Origin of the sequence: Vreelandella sedimenti (assembly GCF_013416325.1) — a bacterium.
Classification (GTDB): domain Bacteria; phylum Pseudomonadota; class Gammaproteobacteria; order Pseudomonadales; family Halomonadaceae; genus Vreelandella; species Vreelandella sedimenti.
Genome location: NZ_JACCGK010000017.1, coordinates 12,957 through 37,444, shown reverse-complemented (window position 1 = coordinate 37,444; position 24,488 = coordinate 12,957). Strand labels below are relative to the sequence as shown.

General features: G+C 46.8%; 21 protein-coding genes and 1 pseudogene. 3 read left to right on the top strand and 19 right to left on the bottom strand.

Features of this window, described 5'->3' with window-relative positions; genetic code table 11:
• Window positions 1-132 precede the first annotated feature (132 nt).
• The 19 genes and pseudogenes from HZU72_RS18200 to HZU72_RS18110 all read right to left on the bottom strand — a co-directional run bounded on the left by HZU72_RS18200 (window position 133) and on the right by HZU72_RS18110 (window position 20,966).
• Window positions 133-1,266 carry a polysaccharide pyruvyl transferase family protein gene (locus HZU72_RS18200; protein ID WP_180094674.1) on the bottom strand — a complete coding sequence of 378 codons (1,134 nt, stop codon included), beginning with the start codon at window positions 1,264-1,266 and terminating at the stop codon, window positions 133-135.
• A 17-nt stretch (window positions 1,267-1,283) separates the two neighbouring features.
• A complete protein-coding gene (locus tag HZU72_RS18195) occupies window positions 1,284-2,042 on the bottom strand; it encodes a Stf0 family sulfotransferase (RefSeq protein ID WP_180094672.1) in 759 nt (252 codons plus the stop codon).
• A gap of 16 nt (window positions 2,043-2,058) precedes the next feature.
• Complete coding sequence (locus HZU72_RS18190) at window positions 2,059-4,821, bottom strand: rhamnosyltransferase WsaF family glycosyltransferase (RefSeq protein WP_180094670.1); 2,763 nt, start codon at window positions 4,819-4,821, stop codon at window positions 2,059-2,061.
• 1,131 nt (window positions 4,822-5,952) lie between these two features.
• A complete protein-coding gene (locus HZU72_RS24320) occupies window positions 5,953-6,156 on the bottom strand; it encodes a sugar phosphate nucleotidyltransferase (RefSeq protein ID WP_443089499.1) in 204 nt (67 codons plus the stop codon).
• Window positions 6,157-6,179: 23 nt separating this feature from the next.
• Entirely contained in the window at window positions 6,180-7,136 is a 957-nt protein-coding gene (gene rfbD, locus HZU72_RS18180; protein ID WP_180094668.1) for a dTDP-4-dehydrorhamnose reductase, read from the bottom strand.
• Window positions 7,133-7,486 carry a four helix bundle protein gene (locus tag HZU72_RS18175; protein ID WP_180094666.1) on the bottom strand — a complete coding sequence of 118 codons (354 nt, stop codon included), beginning with the start codon at window positions 7,484-7,486 and terminating at the stop codon, window positions 7,133-7,135. The genes rfbD (HZU72_RS18180) and HZU72_RS18175 overlap by 4 nt, the downstream gene beginning before the upstream one ends.
• Window positions 7,487-7,529: 43 nt before the next feature.
• Window positions 7,530-8,660, bottom strand: coding sequence for a dTDP-glucose 4,6-dehydratase (gene rfbB / locus HZU72_RS18170; protein WP_180094664.1), 1,131 nt, complete (start codon window positions 8,658-8,660; stop codon window positions 7,530-7,532).
• Between the two features lie 30 nt (window positions 8,661-8,690).
• Window positions 8,691-9,629 carry an ATP-binding cassette domain-containing protein gene (locus HZU72_RS18165; protein ID WP_180094662.1) on the bottom strand — a complete coding sequence of 313 codons (939 nt, stop codon included), beginning with the start codon at window positions 9,627-9,629 and terminating at the stop codon, window positions 8,691-8,693.
• 65 nt (window positions 9,630-9,694) lie between these two features.
• Window positions 9,695-11,152, bottom strand: coding sequence for an MBL fold metallo-hydrolase RNA specificity domain-containing protein (locus HZU72_RS18160; protein WP_180094660.1), 1,458 nt, complete (start codon window positions 11,150-11,152; stop codon window positions 9,695-9,697).
• Window positions 11,153-11,812: 660 nt separating this feature from the next.
• Window positions 11,813-12,163 (bottom strand): four helix bundle protein, encoded by a 351-nt coding sequence (locus tag HZU72_RS18155; RefSeq protein ID WP_180094658.1) that lies wholly within the window; start codon window positions 12,161-12,163, stop codon window positions 11,813-11,815.
• 222 nt (window positions 12,164-12,385) lie between these two features.
• On the bottom strand, window positions 12,386-13,486 hold the full coding sequence (locus HZU72_RS18150; RefSeq protein WP_180094656.1) for a KpsE/RkpR family capsule polysaccharide export protein: 1,101 nt from the start codon (window positions 13,484-13,486) through the stop codon (window positions 12,386-12,388).
• Window positions 13,487-13,489: 3 nt separating this feature from the next.
• Window positions 13,490-14,299: an ABC transporter permease gene (locus tag HZU72_RS18145; RefSeq protein ID WP_180094654.1), complete on the bottom strand. Its 810-nt coding sequence runs from the start codon at window positions 14,297-14,299 to the stop codon at window positions 13,490-13,492.
• A gap of 160 nt (window positions 14,300-14,459) precedes the next feature.
• Window positions 14,460-16,193 (bottom strand): polysaccharide biosynthesis/export family protein, encoded by a 1,734-nt coding sequence (locus HZU72_RS18140; protein WP_180094652.1) that lies wholly within the window; start codon window positions 16,191-16,193, stop codon window positions 14,460-14,462.
• Entirely contained in the window at window positions 16,193-16,600 is a 408-nt protein-coding gene (locus HZU72_RS18135) for an RT0821/Lpp0805 family surface protein (RefSeq protein ID WP_180094650.1), read from the bottom strand. The genes HZU72_RS18140 and HZU72_RS18135 overlap by 1 nt, the downstream gene beginning before the upstream one ends.
• A 355-nt stretch (window positions 16,601-16,955) precedes the next feature.
• The gene (rfbC, locus tag HZU72_RS18130) at window positions 16,956-17,510 is read right to left on the bottom strand and encodes a dTDP-4-dehydrorhamnose 3,5-epimerase (RefSeq protein ID WP_180094648.1); all 555 of its coding nucleotides are present in this window, start codon (window positions 17,508-17,510) and stop codon (window positions 16,956-16,958) included.
• Window positions 17,510-18,394 (bottom strand): glucose-1-phosphate thymidylyltransferase RfbA, encoded by an 885-nt coding sequence (gene rfbA, locus HZU72_RS18125; protein ID WP_180094647.1) that lies wholly within the window; start codon window positions 18,392-18,394, stop codon window positions 17,510-17,512. The genes rfbC and rfbA overlap by 1 nt, the downstream gene beginning before the upstream one ends.
• 29 nt (window positions 18,395-18,423) lie before the next feature.
• On the bottom strand, window positions 18,424-19,365 hold the full coding sequence (rfbD, locus tag HZU72_RS18120) for a dTDP-4-dehydrorhamnose reductase (RefSeq protein WP_180094645.1): 942 nt from the start codon (window positions 19,363-19,365) through the stop codon (window positions 18,424-18,426).
• Window positions 19,362-19,715, bottom strand: coding sequence for a four helix bundle protein (locus HZU72_RS18115; RefSeq protein WP_180094643.1), 354 nt, complete (start codon window positions 19,713-19,715; stop codon window positions 19,362-19,364). Before HZU72_RS18115 ends, rfbD (HZU72_RS18120) begins: the two co-directional genes overlap by 4 nt.
• A gap of 47 nt (window positions 19,716-19,762) precedes the next feature.
• Window positions 19,763-20,966 (bottom strand): annotated as a pseudogene (locus HZU72_RS18110) (dTDP-glucose 4,6-dehydratase).
• Window positions 20,967-21,635: 669 nt separating this feature from the next.
• Here HZU72_RS18110 and HZU72_RS18105 point away from each other — a divergent pair.
• The 3 genes from HZU72_RS18105 to HZU72_RS18095 are packed head-to-tail and all read left to right on the top strand — an operon-like array spanning window position 21,636 to window position 24,477.
• Complete coding sequence (locus HZU72_RS18105; RefSeq protein WP_180094641.1) at window positions 21,636-23,141, top strand: glucosyltransferase domain-containing protein; 1,506 nt, start codon at window positions 21,636-21,638, stop codon at window positions 23,139-23,141.
• Entirely contained in the window at window positions 23,138-23,521 is a 384-nt protein-coding gene (locus HZU72_RS18100; RefSeq protein ID WP_180094638.1) for a GtrA family protein, read from the top strand. Before HZU72_RS18105 ends, HZU72_RS18100 begins: the two co-directional genes overlap by 4 nt.
• Window positions 23,522-23,523: 2 nt before the next feature.
• Window positions 23,524-24,477 carry a glycosyltransferase family 2 protein gene (locus HZU72_RS18095; RefSeq protein WP_180094636.1) on the top strand — a complete coding sequence of 318 codons (954 nt, stop codon included), beginning with the start codon at window positions 23,524-23,526 and terminating at the stop codon, window positions 24,475-24,477.
• Window positions 24,478-24,488: the final 11 nt, after the last annotated feature.

The following is a 24,488-nucleotide window of genomic DNA, read 5'->3' as shown; positions in this document are numbered from 1 at the left end:
CCTTATCACAAATAAAACAATAAGCATATAAACATACAAACAATACTATTTTTTAATAAAAGATTAGTCAAAAAAATCGCTAAAGAGAAATATAATTCCTATATAAAGCGGGGCTAAAAAGCCCCGGAAGGACTAGTTTAAATTCAAACGTAAAAAATCATCAAATTTCTTACACATAATACCGTACTGAGAATTAAAATTATCAAAATTAGCATAATCATACAATTCATCAGAAGTCATATATTTTTTATCTAAACTTTCAATATCAATGTAAGGCAGATTTAAGGTTTCACAAAATTCCTTGGTTCGAGTATCATGCGTTATATTCAAAGCAGGTATACCATTCATCAGGGCAACCATATTACCATGAAACCTAGCACCATACGAAAAATTAACACCCTTTAAAAAGTCAACCCACTCATCCCAACAAAAATAAATTCCGGTATTATTAATAAAAAAATTATTAAACTTTTGCTCTTCTTCTTTCTTTATAGAAAAATATTTTTTTAACCTTCCCCACGGTTCAGATACCATCACTTTATTATAAGCCGTTGAAGCTTCAGCATAATCAGTTTGGACTACAAGTTTAAAATTTTTATCTATGCATTCTCTCAATGCAGCACTCTGATATTCTTTAAGAAGCATATCGGATTTATATTTATTCCTGTCTCTTTTCATTAAAAATGCAGAATTTAAAATTTCACAATTCTTTTCAATATAAAAATCTTTATTGTTTTTATTTATGTAATACGATGGACAGCCATTAATTTCTACTTTTGAACAACCCATACTTTCTAAAATATATGCTGTGAAATCACCTCTTACACCAATTGAAGCTGATCTCTCATCTATTAGCTTAAAAAAATTAATTGTACCAGTAGGAACTTTTATGCCATCGCTATAATTTTCAGCTTGAGCCCCAACGCCCATCGCAAAAATAGGCAAACTAGTAGCTGCAAGCTTATTATAAGCGAAGCTGAAATCAGCTTTCTCATTAATCATGTTAGCGCCGGCCAAAATTACTTGATCATAGTTTTCATCAAGTTGCGCCGATGTTGTTAGTCTAAATTTCGACCATGGCATATATTCAAAAGTATCAGTATCATTATCCATAAAGTCCAGTATATGAAACCTGACACCTTCACCTATCATATAATTCCCAGAATTGCCACCGGACTGTTTAAGCAGATCATTAAAGGCAAAAACGTTAGATTGCTTATCATTGCCATCTAAAAAATGCCCAGCACCTATCATTAAATATCTCATTATAGCCTCTGTATTATTTAAACGGAATAACCAAAATCTTTAAGATACGATTTTACCCATTCATCATTGACTGAATTTGAAAGCCTAACCATTTTACGTTGTTGGAAATCCAAGTCTTGTTCTAAAGGCACATTCGTAAAATTAGAAATTCTGGTCAAATAGGCAGGGAAATTTTTACATACTTCTTCATAGCGTAATACAAGAGGGCTCTTAATTTCATTGCTTTCAAAAAACGATTCCCAAAGTGCATTCTCTGCAGAAATTTTTTTGACTTCATTGCCAACCCCTTTAAGATTATAATGCGTTTTTTTATTATAATTTTCTTGATAACCCTTCATTAAATTACCAGCAAAGTGCTCATCATTTTCATTTTTAGTGGCATGATTTACGCCAGTTTGTCGTGACATTTCTCTCGATACTGCCTGTCGAACTATACTATCCCGACGTATCATCAAGAATTTACAATCTTTAAATGCTTCTCTAAAGCGTGGAAACAAAACCGAATTAGAATCTTTAGTGTCAAAACGTGATCCTTTAAGGCATTCATCAATTACAGGAAGATGGTTTGCCATCACCTTTATCGAATAGAAGCCATTCGATGTTTTTGCTTTATTTTTAATACCTTGTAAAGCAGCTACCCAGTCAACTTCTTTTTTGGAAGAATCCCAGGGTATAAAGTACTCTTCTGGAAGACCTAAAACTCCAGTATTACGTATGTCTTCTACTATCATAGTCGAGCCACATCTTTGTGTGGCACATAAGATTAAGCCTGGCATTGTTCACTCCCCCTTATTAGTACTTACTGGCTTCTTTGCTTTCTGGAGCAAAAATAGAATCACTTCTTTTTTGTCCCTCATATAAACCTTGTAAACGTTTTTCCATAACTTCCTGCCAATTCTCCCACTCTTCATGCTTAAGACCTAACTTAGCACCTTGTGAAGCAATTTTACGTCTTATTTCCTTTATTAATTTATCTAGTTCTTCCGGATCATCAGGCACCACATTATAGTTCCAAAAATAAGAAAAATAATCTCCATCAATTTTTGATCTTTCATAGCTTTCTTCAGGAAGATAATCATGAGAGTGTTTAATCAAAGAACCAGGAGAATATACTTTTTCATATCCTTTTTCAGTTATATCGTATGCCCAAAGCTGATCTTCACCATATTTAACATCTCTATAGGGTATTTTTTCCCAAACTTTTTTTCTTAAGCAAGAACTATTATCACTGTAATAATGCATAGCTTGTTTCCAGCGAATATCTTCATTGTATCTATCTAAATCCAAATTTTTGCTCATACATAGTGGGTAATTCAGTTTATTTGCAAAATGGTTTTCTATTTCTTTTTGAGTGAAGTATGTAGCTTCATCATGAGCTTGGTGCCTTCCATATACTCCACCTGCATTAGGATAATGTTCTAAAAGTGCTACCATGTTGTAAAGCCAAAATTCATCTGCAGGCAGTGCATCTTGTGTCAAAAATGCAACATACTCTCCCTTAGAAAGCTCAACTCCATAATTACGGGTTTTTCCGTGACCAAAATCTTTTTTATCGATTGAGTAAAAGCGTATCCCAGAATAGCTTTTAAGCATATTTGCAGTACCATCATTCGAACTGCTATCGATAACAATGATCTCAAATTCCCAAGGTGCCCTTTGACGTTTCACTGCGTCTAGAACATCAAAAAGTAAATTTCCTCCATTATATGTAGGTATAACTATTGAGACTAAGACAGCATTATTAGCATTTACACTTTTCTGTTCCCATTTCTCAGAAAGCTTTTCTATTAAAGCTTTTTCTACAGTTTTTACAGAAGACTCCCATGAAAATTCTTTTACCCATGTTAATGCTTTTTCTGACTGAGCAGCTCGCTTCTCAGCAGAGTTCATCATTTCTGCAACTGCAGCTTTTACACCTTCCGGGTTAGGGTAAGCAAACTCTACCGTACCCTCTGGAAAAATAGCGCGCGTGCTTTCTACATCAAGCTCTATAATTGGTAAGCCACAAGCCATCATTTCTTGCGGAACTAATGAGTAATTCGTCGCTGAAAAGCATACTCCAATATCACATTCATTATAAAGTTCTGCTAATTCATTTGAATTTAAAACTCCATGTACAATACAGTCAAAAGGAGCTTCTTCAAACGGAACATCACCTCCAAACAAGTGAACCTCTATATTATCATAATCTTCAGAAAGAAGTTCCAGGCCTGACAAGGCCAGCTCTACTGCTCGCCTTGCAGTAAACACTCTGCTGTATACTGCTATTTTAAATTTATGAGATTTATTATCACTTTTACTTTCAAAAACTTTGTACTCATTTTTATCATAAGCCAACATAAATGATTTTGCCCAACAACCAAAATCAACTTTCATTTTTTCTTCTAACCAAGGGCTGGCGCATAAGCATGAAAGGCCTTCACGGTAGGTCTCTTCAGCAAGAATAGATTCTGCACCTCGAGGGTAAAAATAAGGTTCATAATCTTGTACAAAATAAAATTTTTCTTTAAATGAGTTAATTTCTTTGACTATAGAAACAGTTTGCCATGATGTCGCGATTAAAACATCACCATTCTGTGGAAAATGATTCTTAGTAATGAATTTAACTTCTGCTCTAACTGTTTGGAAGAACTTCACAACCTTTTCATATGCTTCATTTTCATTATCATTTATATATGGATTAAAAATCCAAACAGTACATTTATGCCCAAAAATTTCTAGCCATCTGACAAATCTAAAAATAGTCATATGGCCGCCGCCACCTTTATTAAAATCAGGCACAACCCAATGAATGTCTAAACATTTCTTATTGTAAGTTACAGATGCATTATTTAAATCTTTAACTCTAAAAGGTTTTATTCCCGATGTAGATATCGTAGTACTTAATGGGTTACGTGGTAATTTTAAAAGCCCTTCACTTGTATAATCCCTTGCTGCATAAATAATATGGCCTATTTTCTTACCAACCATTAAATAATAAGCAAAAGGATTTACGTCACCTTCAAATAAGTAACCATATTTTTCTACATATTTTTTTGTATCAAACCACGGCGCAGGATTTCTACCTTCTTTATACCCAAAAATAGTAAAGTGCTCTAAAGGATTTATAGCTCCATCTTTTATGTCTTGATAATTTCTAAGATAATAACTCTCATCGAAATTTTCTTTTACGACAGCGTTAACATCAAATTCATTAAAATCAGATAAAGAATTTTTCTTGCTTAATTCCTCTTTTTTTCTTTTTTCCTCATTATAATCATCTACACTTCTTACTGCTCTGCCTTCTTTTTTACCATGTAAAACAAAATGTAATAGAGGATTAATTCCAGCTTCCGCTACATCAGCATGATCTTCCAGATACGCGTTAGTTGAAAACCAACGCGAGGGATTTCGCCCCTCTTTCCATCCAAATATTAAATAGTGCTGAATTGGAGATACGCTTTTTTCACAAATATCTTTATAATGATTCAGATAAAATTTAGCATCGAAGTATTTTTCAATCATTTCTTCCTTAGTGCCTTTTTTGCCAAATTTATATTTTTCTTTAACTTTCATTTTTTGCTCCAATCAAACATGTGGCTGTCTAAATTACTATTCATATTATCGGCTTTTAAATCATGCCATTAAGCAATAAAAAATCTATTCCTAAGCTAAAATCATCAGAAACTGAAAAATCAGCTCATCCAAAGCATTGTAATCTGTATTTTTATACCGGCATGTCAACTTATCAATAAATACATTACAATATACTACAACCATTTATCTCTACAGAAATTATTTAATTCATGGAGAGTGCATTTATATTGATATCACAAAACACATCAATAATACTTAGCGGTAAACAGTGTTATTAATAGGCATAAATAAGTCAGCAGTCCAACCATATTAAAATAAAATGGGTAAGATAAAGAATAACCTAGATAATTCTAGATTAACGAAGCACCATTGATGAGCATTAAGAATCAAGGTCAGTGGCTGGCTACCCGCTCAAGCTTGTTTTTTACCCTTTACCTTCAATAGTTCCTGCAAATATTTGCTTAATTGGGTATTGGCAAGCGGTTTGGCGAGTTTTTACCGGCCGCTCATCACTACCCCGGCCATGCTGCCAGGCTATTTTTTCCAAGCAGGCAATTCCTAGCCCCTAGTGGTGCCCAATGGTTTGCACGTATTGGCTAGACTCTAGCAAGCTGTCGCGTGTTCCAATATCCATTCATACAAAGCCACGGCCTAGTGGCACTACACGCTGAGCCCCCGCTTCAGGTATACGTTATTGATACTAGTAATTTCCAGCTCGCCACACTCTGATAGTTTTACGTTCTTAGCTATTTCTATAGCATCATTATCGTAGATAATATAACCCAGTTACCCGTATGTCTAGATCTAGGCTTTTTATGGTTTCTCCTCAATCGAAAGCTCTTTGCCATCTTCACTAAATTCCACCACACCAAACCGTTCAGTGTCTTTCACTAAATAGCCAAAACGGTTGAACCATTTGTTTGCTGACCTGCTCGCTTTAACTGCTCTGAAAAATGCTGACCGGAAAATTGTTCTCTAACACCAGTCATAGAGGACTGCCACTAATAAATTCTTCACCAATAATAAATACTTAAGCCAGACTATCTGAGCTAAGTTGCTCCGCGAATTGAAGGTTAATATCGGAATTTTTACCGTTGCCTAACAGCGTTTTTATATTGTGGTAGGTCTTCTGGCGTTGAAATAATCAAGATATCGCGATATACCCGCAAGCCTCAGCACCGAAATGGGATAATAAATCATCGGTTTGTCGTAGACAGGCAACAACTGTTTGGATACCCCACGGGTAATTGGATGAAGGCGTGTGCCTGATCCCCCTGCCAGAATAATACCTTTGTGTTGTTTAGTTTGGTTCATCGTGGCCTACTTGTTTTGGCTTATCAATTTTCCAATTTTTCTTTGAGTGTCAGGCCCAATTGTGATTGCCAAGTTGGCAATGTGACACCAAGCGCAGCTTCAAGTTTAGTTAGAGACATTCGGGAGTTAAGCGGCCGCTTCGCGGGAGTTGGGTAATCCACAGTAGGTATACCACTTACCCTGTCAGGCTGAATCACTAGTTCTGCACCACACGCACTTGCTTGCTTGAAAATTTCACAGGCGAAGCCGTGCCAGCTTGTCTCCCCTCGCGGCGCCAAGTGGTAGATGCCTGAGGGGATGTGAGGCGTGAGGGGTGAATAGTGAGGCGTAAATTGTGAGGAGTGAGGCGTGAACGCTAGTGCGGTGGCCTGGGCGATTAGGCGGGCTGGTGTGGGCGCGCCTATTTGGTCGTTGACGATGTTGAGTGCTTCGCGCTCGCGGCCCAGGCGCAACATGGTTTTCATAAAGTTGTTACCGCGGGCGGCATATACCCAGCTGGTACGGAAAATTAGGTGCTGGCAGCCACTTTGGGTAACCGCTTGGTCGCCTTCCAGCTTGGTTTGGCCGTATACGCTGTGCGGTACCGTAGGGCTATCTTCCTGCCAGGGTGTTTCACCATTACCTGGATACACATAGTCGGTTGAGTAGTGCACCAGCGGAATGTTGTGCTCGGCAGCATACTTGGCTAACTGTGCTGGCAGATCGGCATTGAGGCGTTTAGCTTGCTCTGGCTCGCTTTCGGCTTTATCGACCGCTGTGTAAGCGGCAGCGTTGAGGATCAGTGCTGGCTGGTGCTCAGCTAAATAGGTGTCAACCGCTTGGGTGTTGGTTAAGTCGAGCTCTTGGCGTGTAGGAGCCAAGGTGTTGCCGAAGATGGCAAATTGGCGTTGGAGCTCAAAGCCGACTTGGCCGTTTGATCCAGTGATGAAGATAGTGAGGGGTGAAGCGTGAGGTGTGAGGTGTGCGTGTTCAGATGTCATAGTGAAGCCTTTAAATGCTTGATCAGTCCGCCTAGCTGTGAAAATACAGAGTTGATCGCTAGTTCCAGTGTTGAAATATCATCCATATACCCTAAGCGTTGGGCAATTTTGCACTGAGTTTCAAGTTCACTGAGCGAACCACGTGCTATGTGCAAAAATCTTAAAAAGTCGGGTTTACTACCACGCGCCGCTCCTTCGGCTATATTGCTTGGCACAGATACAGCAGCACGTTGCATTTGGCTAGCTAGCCCATATCGCTCAACTGAGGGAAAGGATGAGGTCATTGAGTAAATAGCGACAACGAGATCCATCGCTTCTTGCCATACCCGCAGTTGCTGATGCTTCCTCATGTTTTTTTACCTCACTCCTCACCAGCGAAGCGCTTACCCCTTACTATACATTCCCTAGGCGTTGGCCTTGGTAGCTGCCGTCTTGTACGCGTTTCCACCAGGTTTCGTTGGCGAGGTACCACTGCACTGTTTTACGCAGGCCGGTTTCAAAGGTTTCTTCTGGCACCCAGCCTAGCTCGCGTTCGATTTTGCTGGCGTCTATGGCATAGCGCACATCATGGCCGGGGCGGTCAGTCACGAAAGTGATTAATTCTTTGTAAGTAGTGAGTGGTGAGCGCTGCGCTTGTGAGGGGTTAGCGCCATTCTCTTCACTCCTCATGCCTAACTTCTCACCTAGCACCAACTCATCCAGGATTTCACAGATGGTTTCGACGACATGCAGGTTCGTTTGCTCGTTGTGGCCGCCGATGTTGTAGGTCTCGCCTACCTGCCCTTCTGTGGCTACTTTGATCAATGCGCGGGCGTGATCTTCAACATAGAGCCAATCACGAATCTGCTGTCCATCGCCGTATACCGGCAGGGATTTGCCTGCCAGGGCGTTAAGAATCATCAGCGGGATCAGCTTTTCCGGGAAGTGGTACGGGCCGTAGTTATTTGAGCAGTTGGTTACCAGAGTGGGGAGCCCATAGGTACGCTGCCATGCGCGTACCAGATGATCTGAACTGGCTTTGCTGGCTGAATAAGGCGAGCTGGGAGCATAGGATGTCTCTTCGGTGAACAGGTCATCCGTGCCTTCAAGATCACCATAAACTTCATCGGTAGAGATATGATGAAAGCGGAACGCCTCGGCTTTGGCAGAGTCTTGCTCCTGCAGCACTTTCCAGTAGCTACGGGCGGCTTCTAGAAGTACAGCGGTACCGACCACATTGGTTTGAATAAATTCAGCCGGGCCATCAATGGAACGATCCACATGACTTTCTGCCGCTAGGTGCATCACAACATCTGGCTGGTACTTTTCAAACAGTTGCTGCATAGCGTTTGCATCGCAAATATCAGCCTGCACGAAGGTGTAACGCTCATTGGTTTCAACATTAGCGAGCGATTCCAGATTACCTGCATAAGTCAGCTTGTCTACATTCACAACATGGTGAGCTGAGTTCTGGATAAGCTCGCGCACCACCGCTGAACCGATAAAACCGGCACCACCAGTAATCAAGAAAGTTTTATTCGCCATGTACACAGTCCTTGAATTAAATATTACAACCTATTCAGCAGTGGCATTGCCCTGCTCTTTCTTAAGTGCTTCCAGGTGAAGCTGGGCATTGGTTATTTGCTGTTGCCGTTTGGGGATGTCGTCTCGAATATGTTTGCGGTAAACAGGCAACAGATTCTGCTGCTTAGCGACTTCCAACGCTCGTTGCGCTTCTACCAACTTGCTCTTGACCTGCTGCAAATGCGTTTCAGCCTCAGGAATGTTACCGGGCAAGTTGTCGAAACGCTTGGGCTTACGAACCGCCTTGGGCTCAGCCATTGCTTTGCCGCTATCAATGTCCGCATGGTAGGCCTTAATGGCTTCATTAATATCGTCATACCAATATCCTCGGCCCTCTTTTAGGTAAAGGCCTACTTGGCAGAGATCCTTCAAAATACCTTCTGAGTGAGACACCATTATTAACGATGCTTGACCGATTTTAGACTTGAACAGCGCTTTGGCTTTTTCTTTAAACGCCCTATCGCCAACGGCAGTGGCTTCGTCAGAGATATAGATATCGAAGTCGAAGGAAAGCGATAGGCCAAATGAAACGCGGGAGCGCATCCCGGATGAGTAGGTACGTACTGGTTCATCAAAAGCTTCGCCTATCTCTGCGAAGTCTTCGACAAATTTAATGACTCGCTTAACCTCTTGATGGGTACTACCCTGCACACGGGCTACAAATTTAGCATTTTGCCTCCCGGTCATATTGTTCTGCATGCCGCCTGCCAACCCCACAGGCCAGGAAACGCGGCTGTGGCGAATCACTTCACCACGCTCAGGCTTGTCCATACCCGCGATGAGGCGCAGCAGCGTGGACTTACCCGCGCCGTTGGCACCGATCAGCCCTACGCTTACCCCGGTGGGTATCGTCAAGTTGATGTCCTTGAGCACCCAATCGCTGCCGTGGTGGTTGTGGTAGCGTTTGTAGAGGTTTTTTATTTCGATCATTTTGAATTCGTGAATAGTGAGTGGTGAATAGTGAGTGGTGAATCAGGTGAATGCTCCTCAACTCACTACTTACCATTCACTACTCTCACTTCTTTTCCTTTTCGCTTATAGAGTTTTTCCAACTCGCTTTTGAGCGCTGCGCGGGCGGTTTGTTCACCGTGCACCAGACGAATGGTGTTGGGCCAGCGGCGCATACGCTTTACGAAGTTGAGTAGGTCTTTTTGATCGGCGTGGGCGGAGTAGCCGCTGATAGAGGTCACACCTGCCTTTATATCGATTCGCTCGCCGTCTATGTTTACCCAGCCGCCCTGGGGGCCGTACTGCTGAATATCCCGCCCTGGGGTGCCTGCGCCTTGGTAGCCTACAAACAACACTTGATGGCGTTCGTCACCCAGCATGGCTGTTAGGTAGTTCATGATGCGCCCGCCTGCACACATGCCGCTGGCGGCAATCACTACCGCCGGGCGGCCGGTCTGGGCCAGGTACTCCACCGTTTGCTCATGCTCTGCGTGGCTATTTACCGTGTAGATGTTGGCAAAGCTGAGCGGGTGGCGGCCACTGCGTAGGCGGCTCTGGGCTTCTTTATCCCAGTAAGGTTTTAGCTCGCGATACACCTGAGTAAAGCGTGCTGCCAGCGGTGAATCGACAATTATTTCCATCGACTGCCATTGAGATGAGCGGGATTGGTGAATGATGGTTTCCAGCTCGTACAGCAGTTCTTGCGTTCGGCCGATACTGAACGCAGGCACCATCACCGTGCCGCCGTTAGCGAGTGCTTGCTCCACGGCTGCCTTCAGGGTAGCGCGGCGCTGGCGGCGGTCTGGATGTCGGCGGTCGCCGTAGGTGCTTTCGAGCACCAGTTGGTCGCAGCCGTAAGGTGATTTTGGCGCGGGCAGTAAAGGCGCGTAGGGGGCGCCCAGGTCGCCGGAGAACACCACGCGCTCCTTTTGGCCGGTGACGGCATCCTGGTAGCTTACTTCTACGTAGCTTGAACCCAGAATGTGCCCTGCCCGTTTGAGTTTTACACGGGTGGTGCCTGTGCTTTCGCTTATCTCTGCATTTTCAGCTGTGCCTACGCTAGCGCCGGTGTGGCCGCTTACATCACTGACTGACCCTATGCTCTGCCATTTGCCGTAAGGCACGCTGACGATCTGCTTTTGTAGCTGCGCTTGAAAGCGCTCGATCAGTTGGGCGTTGCGGGTGAAGCCAATTTTTAGCGCGTCTTCAATTACCAGCGGCAGCAGCTTGGCCGTGGGGATCGAGCAAATAATAGGGCCGGTGAAGCCCGCCGCCAGTAGGTAAGGCAGCCTGCCCACATGGTCGATATGAACGTGGGTGATGACAAGGGCCTTAACGGTGCTGGTATCGAATTCGATCTGTAGCTGCTCGAAGCTGTCTTCTTTGGAGTCTTCGCCCTGGAAGAGGCCGCAATCTACCAGTAGTGATTCGTTTTGATTGAGAACCAGTTGGTGGCAGCTGCCGGTGACCCCAGTGGCACCGCCGTGGTGGATAATTTCGAGCATGTGAGTTGTGAGTTGTGAGTTGTGAGTTGTGAGTTGTGAGTTGTGAGTTGTGAGTTGTGAGTTGTGAGTTGTGAGTTGTGAGTTGTGAGTTGTGAGTTGTGAGTTGTGAGTTGTGAGTTGTGAGTTGTGAGTTGTGAGTTGTGAGTTGTGAGTTGTGAGTTGTGAGTTGTGAGTTGTGAGTTGTGAGTTGTGAGTTGTGAGTTGTGAGTTGTGAGTTGTGAGTTGTGAGTTGTGAGTTGTGAGTTGTGAGTTGTGAGTTGTGAGTTGTGAGTTGTGAGTTGTGAGTTGTGAGTTGTGAGTTGTGAGTTGTGAGTTGTGAGTTGTGAGTTGTGAGTTGTGAGTTGTGAGTTGTGAGTTGTGAGTTGTGAGTTGTGAGTTGTGAGTTGTGAGTTGTGAGTTGTGAGTTGTGAGTTGTGAGTTGTGAGTTGTGAGTTGTGAGTTGTGAGTTGTGAGTTGTGAGTTGTGAGTTGTGAGTTGTGAGTTGTGAGTTGTGAGTTGTGAGTTGTGAGTTGTGAGTTGTGAGTTGTGAGTTGTGAGTTGTGAGTTGTGAGTTGTGAGTTGTGAGTTGTGAGTTGTGAGTTGTGAGTTGTGAGTTGTGAGTTGTGAGTTGTGAGTTGTGAGTTGTGAGTTGTGAGTTGTGAGTTGTGAGTTGTGAGTAAATTATCGGCTCTGTAAATTGCGAATCAACCCACCTAGAAGGCCTGAGACTTTATGAATCAATTCGATCGTAATGCTCACATCCTGAATGTAGCTAAGACGCTGGGCAATCAATAGCTGGGTTTCAATTTCACTCAACGAGCCACGTGCGATAAACAAAAAACGAATAAAATCTTTATCACTTCCTCTCGCTGCCCCTTCTGAAATGTTGCTTGGAATTGATACAGCAGCTCGCCTCATCTGACTTGTGAGACCAAATCGTTCGTCATCAGGAAATAGCGACGTAATTTGATAGATTTGTTCGACCAGATCCATCGCCTGCTGCCAAACTCTCAGCTCCTGATGCTTCCTCATTCCCACCCCTACCACTTACTATTCACGACTCACCATTCACCACTCACAACTCACCATTCACCATTCACCACTCACCACTAACCATTCACCACTCACCACTCACCACTAACCATTCACCACTCACCATTCACAACTCACCACTAACCATTCACAACTCACCACTCACCACTAACCATTCACAACTCACCACTCACCACTAACCATTCACAACTCACCACTCACCTAATCCCTGTGATCCTTGATGATCATCATCAGCATGCTGAGGATGAAGGCTAGAAAGATGGTGATGATGGCGAATACGCTGCTGTTGTAGAGCCGATCGGGCTTTGTGGGGTACTCCGGCATTAGCGGGCTTTGCAGTACGCTTACCTGCTTGAGCTGGCGGGCGGCTTCCAGTCGGGTGTTTTCCAGTGCCGCCAGTGCGCTGGAGTAGGTCTCCTGGGCGAACTGAGCTTGCAGTTCTAACGTTTCATACTCTGCTGATACGCTGTTGAGCGAATCACCCGATGCCTGGGCAATGCGGTCGCGCTGCTCGATGATTTGGTCGCGCAGTGCGCTGATATTGCGCTCCACCTGACGTAACTCCGGTGACTGCGCACTCTGGAAGCTGGAAAGCGCATTACGCTGCGCTTGCAGGCGAGCTAAATCTGCTTCAAGTGTTGCGACAACCTGGTTAATGCTTGCTACGGTATCCGTTGGTGACACCAGCCCGTATTCGTTTTGGTACTCCAGCAATGCCTGGCGCGTTTCGCTAAAACGCTCATCCAGGCGCACCATTTGCTGCTCTAAAAAACGTACCTGCTCATCAGCTAATCGGTGGCCCATCTCATTCATATGGTTCTCACCTGCCTCAAGCAGCAATGTGGTCATCTCATGAGCAAACTCGGGGGTATACGCCTCTACTTGAACATTTAGCACACCGGCGTACTCGTCGAGCTCTACTTCTACCCGGCGCAGGTAATATTTGTGCAAGTCTTCAATGGGTGCATCGCGATTATGTAGCTTGGCAAAAATATCGCCGTGCTCAGTGTAATGACCGCGGATATTTAGCTCTTCATCTAATTGGCGCAGCATATCGACTGAGAGCAGGTGCTCACGCAACAACAACAGGTCATGGGTGTTCCCCCCACCACCGCTCCCCATTAAGGAAGACAAACTAAATTCCGGTGTTGCTACTTGCGGGCTTTCCAACACCACCGTAGCACGAGATACATACCGTTTTTCTGCAATCACGAACCAATAAAATGACACCAGTAAAATTGCAAAAAAAGCTAACGCCCACTGAGGAAACTTGATTATGAATCGGTGTAAAGAGTAGTGCATGAATTATTTTGCCTTTAAACGATCAGAAAAACGCAGGTGCAATAAAAGCCCCAGAGCATTCAGAAAAAGCGTCACTAGCCAGAAGTAAAGCATACTCGTTCCGTGTACGACTTGATAATTATCGAAGAAACCTAAACGCAAGTTTTCTAAACCATGAGGTATAGGGTTATACATTAAGTATTCTAACAACCAATGCGGCAGTTGGTTCAGTGGAAATATAACTCCTGAAACAATAAGCAAAGGCAATGAAACCATTCTTACGATTTTGCCAACTTCGGGCACTAACGTAGATGCTACCGAAGTAATTAAGCCCAAGCCAAGACCTAAACACCAAAGAGACAACCACCCGGACATAACTTTTATGGCATTATCAGGATATAATTCTAAGCCTAGTGCTAAACCACCTATAACAAATATAAAAAAAACTAAAGTACGTAACATTCCCTCTAAAAAGTTACGCACTAGGACTGGATCAAAAGGCTGCACTTGTCGATAAGCAAATAATGCATTGTTGGCAATAACTGCCCCCATTCCGCGCAGCATTCCTTCCCTTACTAAAGAAAATCCCATTAAACCAGCAATCATCCAAGGTATAAATGGCGCATTAGATATTAGCCTATCACTGCTTACATAACTTCTAATTGCCACCATTATTCCAACAAAAGCAACAGGCTCGAAGATCATCCAGAACCAGCCCATACGGTCTGCCATGGTGCGCGAAATGGCTTCGCGCATAAACATGGCGTACCACACGCTGCGGGTTACCTGCCACGGCGTACGGGCGCGCCGCGGGCCGCTGTTTACGTTATCCATAGCGTTACTTGTTTAAAGAGATACAAAGTGTGTGCCTACGTCGCTTCGCTTGTTGCTTTGTGGTGAGTGGTGAGTGGTGAGTTGTGAGTTGTGAGTGGTAACCCTCTCTCGAAACCCCACTCCAACCATTAACTACTCACCCTTGACCACTCACCCGCTATTACAGATCGACCGCTACGCGGGTAGCAACGGCTACCTGATAGAGGATCTGCGTGATAGTGGAGGCTAGCTGCAGGTTGTGGGTGGGTGCAGCAGGCATCACCAGAATTTCGTCCCCAGGGCGCAGGTTGACGTTGCGGGCGTTCTCGACCGCGCCATTCTGACGAACCACCAGAATGTGATCGTCATCCGCACGTTCGGTGAAGCCGCCTGCGCCTTCGATGTAGTCGATCACGCTCATGCCGGGGCGGTAGACCGCGGCCTGGGGCACTAGCACTTCCCCGCTAATCAGCATGGAGTCACTGACTTCCGGAATAGTCACCACATCGCCATCTTGCAGGCGAATATCGGAAATGCGGCCATCGTAGGCCACTACCAAGCGACCGCTGGGTTCTAGCTCACTGGCGCGGGAGATGAAGTCTTGAATCAGCTCAGCTTCCTGAATCCGAATCTGGGCTTCTTCGTTGGTATTGGAAGGCGCGCCGAGATAGGTGGTTTCCAGGCGGCGCAGGCTGTCTTCTAGCGACTGCGCTTGCTGCTCTTTAACGCTTTCCCGCTTGATTGAAATGCTTTCCACTGCGGTCATGTTTTCCGGCACGGCGATAGCATCCAACAGTTCGCTTAGGCGGGCATCCCTGGGTAGCGCGTAGCGTGAGGGGCCGTAGTAGCTGCCCTCCACTTCTACCACAATGGTTTCGCTGCGCTGGTCGGAACTGAACAGTACTTCGTCGCCGCTGCGAATCGTTTGGCCTGCGAACATATCGATGGGGAAGTATTGTGCAATGGGGCCGTCTTCACGGTCACCGCGCAGCAGTACGTGGGAAACACCGCTTTTTAACCGCGCCAGGTTTACCAACTCGGCGCCGCTAAGCTGATTGCCAATTAGCTCGTAACGGTGTTCACGATGCACATCGCCGCCCACGGCAATTGCCGGGCCACGCTCTTCTACTACAATGGTGTCGCCATCCTGAAATTGCGGACGGGCAATGCTGCCATTGAGCAGGAAATCGTAAAGATCGACCGTGGCGACGGTGGTGTCATTTCGCACCACGCGCACTTGGCGGTAGCTGCCTAGGTCTTGGTCGATACCGCCAGCTTGATCAAGAAAGTAGAGCAGTGAGTCGTTGGGCGTACCGGCATAGCGGCCGGGGTTTTCTACATAGCCGGTAACGTAAACGGCGACCGGTTGAACGCCCTGCAGGTTGGTGTAGACCTCTACGTTATCCGGGTACACCGAGGTAATCGCGCTGCGTACGCTGCCATCCACTTCCTGACTGCTTTGCCCTTCTACATTCAGCGGGCCGGAGCCGGGAATGAAGATGTTGCCTTGGGCATCCACCGGTAGCACGCGGTCAAACTCAAACGCGCCCCAGGCGCGCACGGTGACTTGGTCGCCGGGTTTGATGCGGTAATCCGGGTTCAGGCCATCGCCCATGGCGCCACGAAAGCCGCCGGTGAACAGGTTGGCGCCAAACGGTGGTAGCGCATCGGGGTTTTGCGGTGGCTGGGAAACCGGGCCGTAAGTACCGCTGCGCCAGTCTGCACGGGGGGTATCGTTAACTTCTTCCTGGCCTGCGGCCCCTTGCCGCTCAGCCTGTTCGGGCAGAATACTATCGGAAAGGCTAAGCGACTGCGCCCAACCGGTGCTTGTGGTGAGTGTACTGACCAGCGCAATGGAGGCCACGGCCATAGAGCGTTTGAGCGACGCGCGGTTAAGCAGTTTTAAAACGTTCATTAATTGCGCCCCTGTGATGTTTGTGCCACGACGCGTTGATTCACCCAGCCGTTCGGCGTTTTACACACCAGAGCGGCCCCCGCGGCGTTCGTGCCTGCTTCCACTACTCGCAGCTTGCGGCATTCGCGCCCGCTGGCAGCCAGGTAAGCAGCATCGGCCACGACCTCTACGTTATCGCCCCAGGGGCTGCTGGTTACATTCATGATGGCACCGGCGGGGGCTTTGGTAAGAAAGTCGTTGAGGCGTTCGTCTTGCAGCAACGTGGCGGGGTCATTATTGAGCACGTACTGTGCTTCTTGCTGGCTAGAGCCGGAGGGGTAAGAGGCGCAACCGCTAACCATGACTAAACTGAGCGCCGCCAGCAGCATGCGAGCTGGCGACACCAATGAACGTTGGGATAATGGCATAGTTAATTCCAAATTAAAGGCACGCTACCGCCCAGGGATCGTGACGGGCGTATTCCCTTGCCCTACTCTTCTGCGCGGGTGAATGTGGTGGTGCGCTACCTTCTTACTGGCTTAAAGAAGTAGCTATCAAACTAGATATTTCGCACCAGCTCGACATTGTAGGGGAATACCGTCTCCGCCTCTACATTGACAACCCTTCCAATATCTGCTCATTTTACTTAACCATCGAATGCATTACGTTTCACCGCCTTAGCCACCGCCGCTGAACCACCGTTGGAAAAGATAATAAAACGCCACACTGGTAATCCAGTGTGGCGTAGGCATCACGTGCGTTTTCGCTGGCGAGCGCTGGAGATTATAGCATGCTATACACTTCCGCTGACTGAAAGGTGCTACCCGCCTGATCTTTCTCAGAGAGCGCAAACGGGACCGGTAGTTTGGGCCATTCGATACCTAGCTCCGGGTCATCAAAGCGGATACAGCGCTCAGATTCAGGGTGGTAGAAATCAGTGGTCTTGTAGAGGAAGTCTGCTGTTTCTGACATCACTACAAATGCGTGCCCAAAGCCTTCTGGCACCCACAGTTGGCGGTTATTCTCGGCGGAAAGCTCGACGCCTACCCACTGGCCAAACTGGGCTGAGTCGCGGCGTAAATCCACGGCTACATCCCATACGCTACCGTGAACCACACGTACCAGTTTGCCCTGGGGCTGTTCTAGCTGGTAGTGAATGCCGCGCAGCACGCCCTGGCGGGAGCGGGAGTGGTTGTCTTGCACGAAGTTGCGCTTGCAGCCGGTGGCCTCTTCAAACGCTTGCTGGTTGAAGCTTTCCATAAAGAAGCCGCGTTCGTCGCCAAACACCTTGGGGGTCAGGATCACCACCTCGGGCAGTGCGGTTTTTTCAACGAGCATTAGTGGGCTCCTTCTGCATCTAGACGGTGTAATAGGTACTGGCCGTAGCCGGTCTTAGCCAGCGCAGTGGCACTTTCACGCAGCGCTTCATCGGTTAGCCAGCCCTGCTGCCAGGCGATCTCTTCCAGGCAGGCGACTTTCAGGCCTTGGCGGTGTTCGATGGTTTGCACGTACTGGCTGGCTTCCAACAAGCTGTCGTGGGTGCCGGTATCCAGCCACGCGAAGCCGCGACCCAGGCGCTCGACGCGCAGGTCGCCGCGCTCCAGATAAGCGTTGTTGACGCTGGTGATTTCCAGCTCACCGCGCTCTGATGGCTTCACCTGGCGGGCGATCTCCACTACGTCGTTGTCGTAGAAGTAGAGACCAGTAACCGCGTAGGGCGATTTGGGCTTGGCGGGCTTCTCTTCAATGGAAACGGCGGTGCCGCTTTCGTCGAACTCCACCACGCCAAAGCGCTCAGGGTCTTTTACCAGGTAGCCAAATACCGAGGCGCCGCTGGCTTGCTCAGAGGCGCGTTTTAGCTGCTCGGAGAAGTGCTGGCCATGGAAGATGTTGTCGCCCAGCACTAGGCAGACCGGCGAATCGCCGATGAACTCTTCACCAATGATGAACGCCTGGGCCAGGCCGTCCGGGCTTGGCTGCACGGCGTACTCGAAGCGCACGCCGAAGAAGTCGCCATTGCCCAGCAGGTTTTTGTACTGGGGCAGGTCTTCCGGCGTGGAGATGATCAGGATTTCGCGGATGCCTGCCAGCATCAGCACCGAAATGGGGTAGTAGATCATCGGCTTGTCGTAGATGGGCAGCAGTTGCTTTGAAACACCGCGCGTGATGGGGTGCAGGCGGGTTCCGCTGCCCCCCGCTAGAATTATGCCTTTACGTTGCATCGTTATTGCTCCTTGCTCGTTGCCCGCCACTATCGCGAGCTTGCTATTTCTTCCACGGTAAGCGCCAACTGGCTTTGCCAACTGGGCAACTGGATTCCCAGTGCTGCTTCTATCTTATCGACTTCCAGCCGAGAATTCAGCGGGCGCGCCGCCGGGGTTGGGTAATCAACGGTGGGTATTGCCGTTACACCTTCTGGGCTAATGGTCATTGGTAATCCAGCCTGTTTTGCTACCTGGAATATCTCGCAGGCAAACCCATGCCAGCTGGTTTCGCCCCTGGGGGCGAGATGATACACGCCGCTTTCCAAATCGTTGGCGGTTTTAGGGTTATTCAGCGTCGCTAACGCCTGTTGGGTGACGAGTGCAATCAGGCGTGCGGGAGTGGGCGCCCCCATCTGGTCACTCACAATGCTTAATGCTGTTCTTTCGGCCCCTAGCCGCAGCATGGTGGCCAGAAAGCTTTTGCCAAAGGCGCTATAGACCCAGCTGGTGCGGAAAATCAGGTGCTGGCAACCGCTGTTGGCGACGGCTTCATCACCGGCCAGCTTGGTCGCGCCATAGGCGTTGCATGGCCCGGTGGCATCGCCTTCCTGCCAGGGGGTGGTGCCTTCGCCGCTGTACACGTAATCCGAGGAGTAGTGGATTAGCCAACTGCCCCGCTGGTGGCAGTACTCGGCCAATTGCGCTGGCAGTTCGGCGTTTAGGCGCGTTGCCATTGCCTGGTCAGATTCGGCGTTGTCGACTGCGGTGTAGGCTGCTGCGTTGACGATCAAGTCTGGCTGGTGTTCGGCCAGAAATGCATCGACGGCATCAGCGTTGGAAAGATCCAACGCTGCGCGGTTGGGGGCTAATATATCTCCCAAGGTGGCGAGTTGACGGCGGAGTTCAAAGCCTACTTGGCCGTTGCCGCCGGTAATGAGAATAGTGAGGCGTGAGGTGTGAGGTGTGAGGTGTGTGTGTTCAGAGTTCATAGGGATGCCTTTAAATCCTTGATCAGCCCGCCTAGCTGTGAAAATACAGAGTTGATCGCTATTTCCAGAGCTGAAATATCAGCCGTATACCCTAAGCGTTGGGCAATTTGGCACTGAGTTTCAAGCTCACTGAGCGAGCCTCGCGCTATATGCAAAAATCTTAAAAAGTCTGGTTTACTGCCCCGTGCCGCACCTTCAGCTATGTTACTTGGCACCGAAACAGCGGCCCGCTGCATTTGGCTAGCAAGCCCAAACCGCTCAGCTGAAGGAAAGGTAGAATTCATCGAATAAATAGCAACAACCAGATCCATAGCTTCTTGCCACACTCGGAGTTGCTGATGCTTTCTCATGACCATTCCCCTCCCCCCTTACAAGCGAAGCGCTTACTCTTTACACCTTACAAACTGCCTAGCCGCTGGCCCTGGTAGCTGCCGTCTTGTACTCGCTTCCACCAGGATTCATTGGCGAGGTACCACTGAACGGTTTTGCGCAGCCCGGTCTCGAAGGTTTCTTCTGGCTTCCAGCCTAGCTCGCGTTCGATCTTGCTGGCGTCGATGGCGTAACGCAAGTCGTGGCCTGGGCGGTCTTGCACGAAAGTGATTAGGTCTTTGTAAGTGGTGAGTGGTGAATCGTTAGTTGTGAGTTGTGAGCGCCTCGCTTGTGAGGGGTTCTCCTCACTCCTTACTCCTCCCTCCTCACTTAACACCAATTCATCCAGAATCTCACAGATGGCTTCTACCACGTGGAGGTTCGTCTGCTCGTTGTGCCCACCAATGTTGTAGGTTTCGCCGACGACGCCTTCCGTGACGACTTTGACCAGCGCGCGGGCGTGGTCTTCTACATATAGCCAATCGCGCACTTGCTGGCCTTTGCCGTAAACGGGTAGTGGCTTACCCGCCAACGCATTCAAAATCATCAACGGGATCAGCTTTTCAGGGAAGTGGTACGGCCCGTAGTTGTTGGAGCAGTTGGTGAGCAATACCGGCAAACCGTAAGTGCGGTGCCATGCGCGCACCAGGTGGTCGGAACTTGCCTTGCTGGCGGAGTAAGGCGAACTGGGGGCGTAGGGAGTTTCTTCGGTGAACAGCGGCTTCGCCTGTGAGGTGTGAGGGGTGAGGGGTGAGGGGTGAGGGTGTTTCCTCACTCTTTACCTCTGACTCTTCACTCAACGCTAGATCGCCGTACACTTCATCGGTGGAGATATGATGAAAGCGGAATGCGCTGGCTTTCTCAGGCGCGCTTGCTTGCAGGCCCTTCCAGTAGTGGCGAGCCGCTTCAAGTAAGGTATAAGTGCCGACGATATTAGTTTGTATAAAGGCGGCGGGGCCATCAATTGAGCGGTCAACATGGGACTCTGCCGCCAGGTGCATCACCGCATCCGGCTGATGGCGATCAAGAATATCAGCCATGCTCGCCGCATCACCGATATCGGCCTGCTCAAAGGTGTAGCGTTCGCTGTTGTCTACCGAGCTTAGCGATTCCAAATTACCGGCATAGGTCAATGCGTCAACGTTCACCACGCTGTGTTCGGTCTGTTCGATCAGGTAGCGAACCACCGCTGAACCGATAAACCCTGCGCCACCTGTTACTAAAATGTTCATTGAATGTTCCTTATGTTTCATACGCAGCACCATAGTACTCAATCGCCATCTACTTGTTAGGCAAGGTAAAGCGCACCTCTACGATAATCGGTAAATATTGAGCTGATTATGACAGCCCCCCCACCTAGAGGAAATGAATGAAATGGCCCCGCGACCATCCCTCCTCCCCTTTTATGAGAGCTACTGCCGGTATGGGCTTGCTGCTGTAGTGATCAGCGACCTACTACTGACTTGGTAGTTAAGTATTTCACTGACATATCTTGGTTATCAGCAATTCAATCCTAGCATCGCTAACGTTCAGTGCTTGGCACTGGTGACCACCAGAACCTTAATCATCAAGCATGCTACCTATAACCTAAAATAAACGATACAATGACACGTGCTTTTTTGATGGCCCTGATTTGGCAGAATCCACTTGAAGATACAGGCTTGACGAACCCTACTAATAAACTTTCGATCTGTATTTTCCATCACTTTAGCCACTTAATATTACAAAGCTAAAAATATAGAAACTTGATGTACCAAACAAACAACACTGAATTATCAGGATGATTTCGAGAGACTTAGAACAGCTCAAAACAACAGTGCAGCGATCAGATAAGAAAATCGTTTTTTATAAAGATCACAAAAGAACCACACCATCAATAGACTGAGTACTTGGAGCGCTACATGCTGTCGTTTTATAGAAACATATTAAGCAAAATCACATCATCAGCAAGTGGTTATGCTTGGTTATATCTCCTTGTGGTCATCGCGTATGCTTATCAGGCGATAATACCTACTTTCAATAGTGACGACATTATCCAAATCCAAAGTATCTCACAGGATGCTAGAACATTTTTAGCCCAAGGAAGATGGGGCTACTTTATGGTATTTGAGTGGCTTCAAGACAATAATCCGGGGGGTCTTTTTTACTCTGCCATTGGCAGCATGCTACTTTTATGGAGTAGTTGGTTCGCGGCTCGGATCATTGGCTTTAGTCATGGCGCAGCTATTTATAGCTTTATGCTGGCTAGCAGCATTTCCATTTACTATGGCATGCTATTTGATTTTTCTAGCACGCGTGTTGCTTATCCACTTGCAAACCTATGCGCTCTTGCGGGGTTGTATGCCATTTACAAGGGTAGGTATGGCATCGGCATGGCTATTCTTGTATTGGCACCAGCTCTTTACCCCGCAGCTGCTCAGGTGGCTGGCGTTGTCTTAATCTGTGCGTTTATTATGAGTATAATTACACAAAACCTTTCAATTGCTATTAAAAGATTTCTAATTGGCACCACTGCTTTAATAATATCACTGATTTTATATTTTTTAATTACAAGCATCAGCTATCGCTTTATTGGGATTGAGCCGAGCAGCCGAATGTCCATATCACCATTTGCTCTAATTGAAAATGCCGAGATAATAAAGTCACTTTTTCTATCTCACTCATTAAGCTTCATAACACTTCCCGAGACTCTTTACATTACTCTTCGCTGGACACTTCCACTGCTTGGTATTTTTATTACATTTGCTATTACTTGTATGCTGCTAATCTGGAGAAGAAAGGCTGATGCAGTCATCGTTATCTTGCTGGTCATACTATCTCTCTTTGCACCATTTGCTTTAGCATTTGCGGGCTCAAACACCCCTTTCCCACCTAGATCGTTAATCGGTTTAGCATCATTACATGCTTTTTGGGTTGCTTTCGTCATTGATAAAATTTGTTTCAATAATATCAATCAACATTTTGCTGCTGTAGCCCTTATATGTGCAGGCACATTTTCTACGCTGTTTTTATTCGATAGCGCTAGTCAAATCAACAAATTTGCATATGATAAGTATTTAGCTACACAAGCCGACTTACTGGCAACCAACCGTATTATAGGCCGAATTGAGTCGACAGCCGCTGAGCTAGAGCGCCCGCTAGCTACTCCCCAGTCAATTGCTGTCATTTATGAGATTCCTATGGCCTCTGGCCCAAGAGGTGATGCAGGTACGGCTCGCTTTGCACCTTGGTCTCGGGAATGGATATTTCGCATTGTGGATAGCCGCTTTATTCCGGCCAATGAGGCAGAGCGACTTGCTGCCGTTAATGCTGCTGCCAATCGTGAATCATGGCCATCAAACGAGTCTGTTTTCTTCATCGATGATGTCGCTGTAGTTATCATCAACCAACAGGATACCCAACCGTGAGTAATGCTCTTACCAATAGCCGCTGGTTAGCCACCTTTAAGCGCTACACAACCGTTGGCTTGGTCAACACCCTGCTTCATTGGGTAGTTTTTTTGGTGCTTCACTGGGGATTAGGTACAAGTCAGTCAATAGCTAATCTTGTGGCTTTTTGTTTAGCCGTCAGTTTCTCCTTCTTTGTCAATGCACGTTATACCTTTCAGCAAAAGACTTCCCTATTACGGTACATAAGCTTTGTTCTGGCAATGGGCATATTGAGCTATTTTACCGGCTTACTAGGTGACTCATTGGGTACTCCCCCCTTATTGACATTAATTATATTTTCAGCTCTTAGCCTTATTTTAGGTTATCTCTACTCCTCTTTCTGCGTCTTTCGGAAGTGACTATGAAATTATCATTAATCATCCCTGTATATAACGAAGAAGATACTATCGATATCTTCTACCAAGCAGTTACATCATCCAATCTACTCAGTCAGAACATGATCGAGTATATTTTTGTAAATGATGGCAGTCAGGATCAATCGCTCGAAATACTTGAACGCTTAGCAGCTGAGAATACTAATGTTATTGTAGTCAATTTTTCTCGAAATTTTGGTAAAGAATCAGCTTTAGTAGCTGGCTTAAGCTATGCAACGGGTGATGCCAGCATTCCTATTGATGTTGACCTTCAGGATCCGATTGAGGTTATTCCTGAGATGATATCAAAGTGGCAGGAAGGTTACGAAGTAGTACTGGCTAAACGCAGCGATCGAAAAGATGATAGTTTTCTTAAACGCGCAACCTCAACTTGGTTCTATCGACTCCACAACTCTATTAGTTCGCCTAGAATAGAAGAAAATGTAGGTGACTTCAGACTGATATCAAAAGAAGTTGTAACCGCTATTTTGAGTTTGCCTGAAAAGCAGCTATTCATGAAAGGAGTGCTTTCGTGGGTAGGCTTTAAAACAGCGATCATTGAGTATAGTCGCCCTGCTAGAGTTGCTGGTAAAACAAAGTTCAGTGGCTGGAAGCTTTGGAACTTTGCAATTGATGGCATTACTTCATTTAGCACATGGCCTTTAAGGATCTGGACATATATAGGCTTTTTTGTAGCACTATTAGCTTTCTTTTATGCTAGCTGGATGATTATCTCCAAACTTTTATGGGGCAACCCTGTCCCAGGCTACCCATCTCTGATGACAGCAATACTGTTCTTAGGTGGGGTACAATTAATTGGAATTGGCGTGCTTGGGGAATACATTGGACGCATTTACTTGGAAACAAAACAGCGTCCTCGTTACATAGTAAAATCTACGTTAAATACATCAGAACCTATGAGTAACAGTCGCGAGCAATAACATTGTAGCAA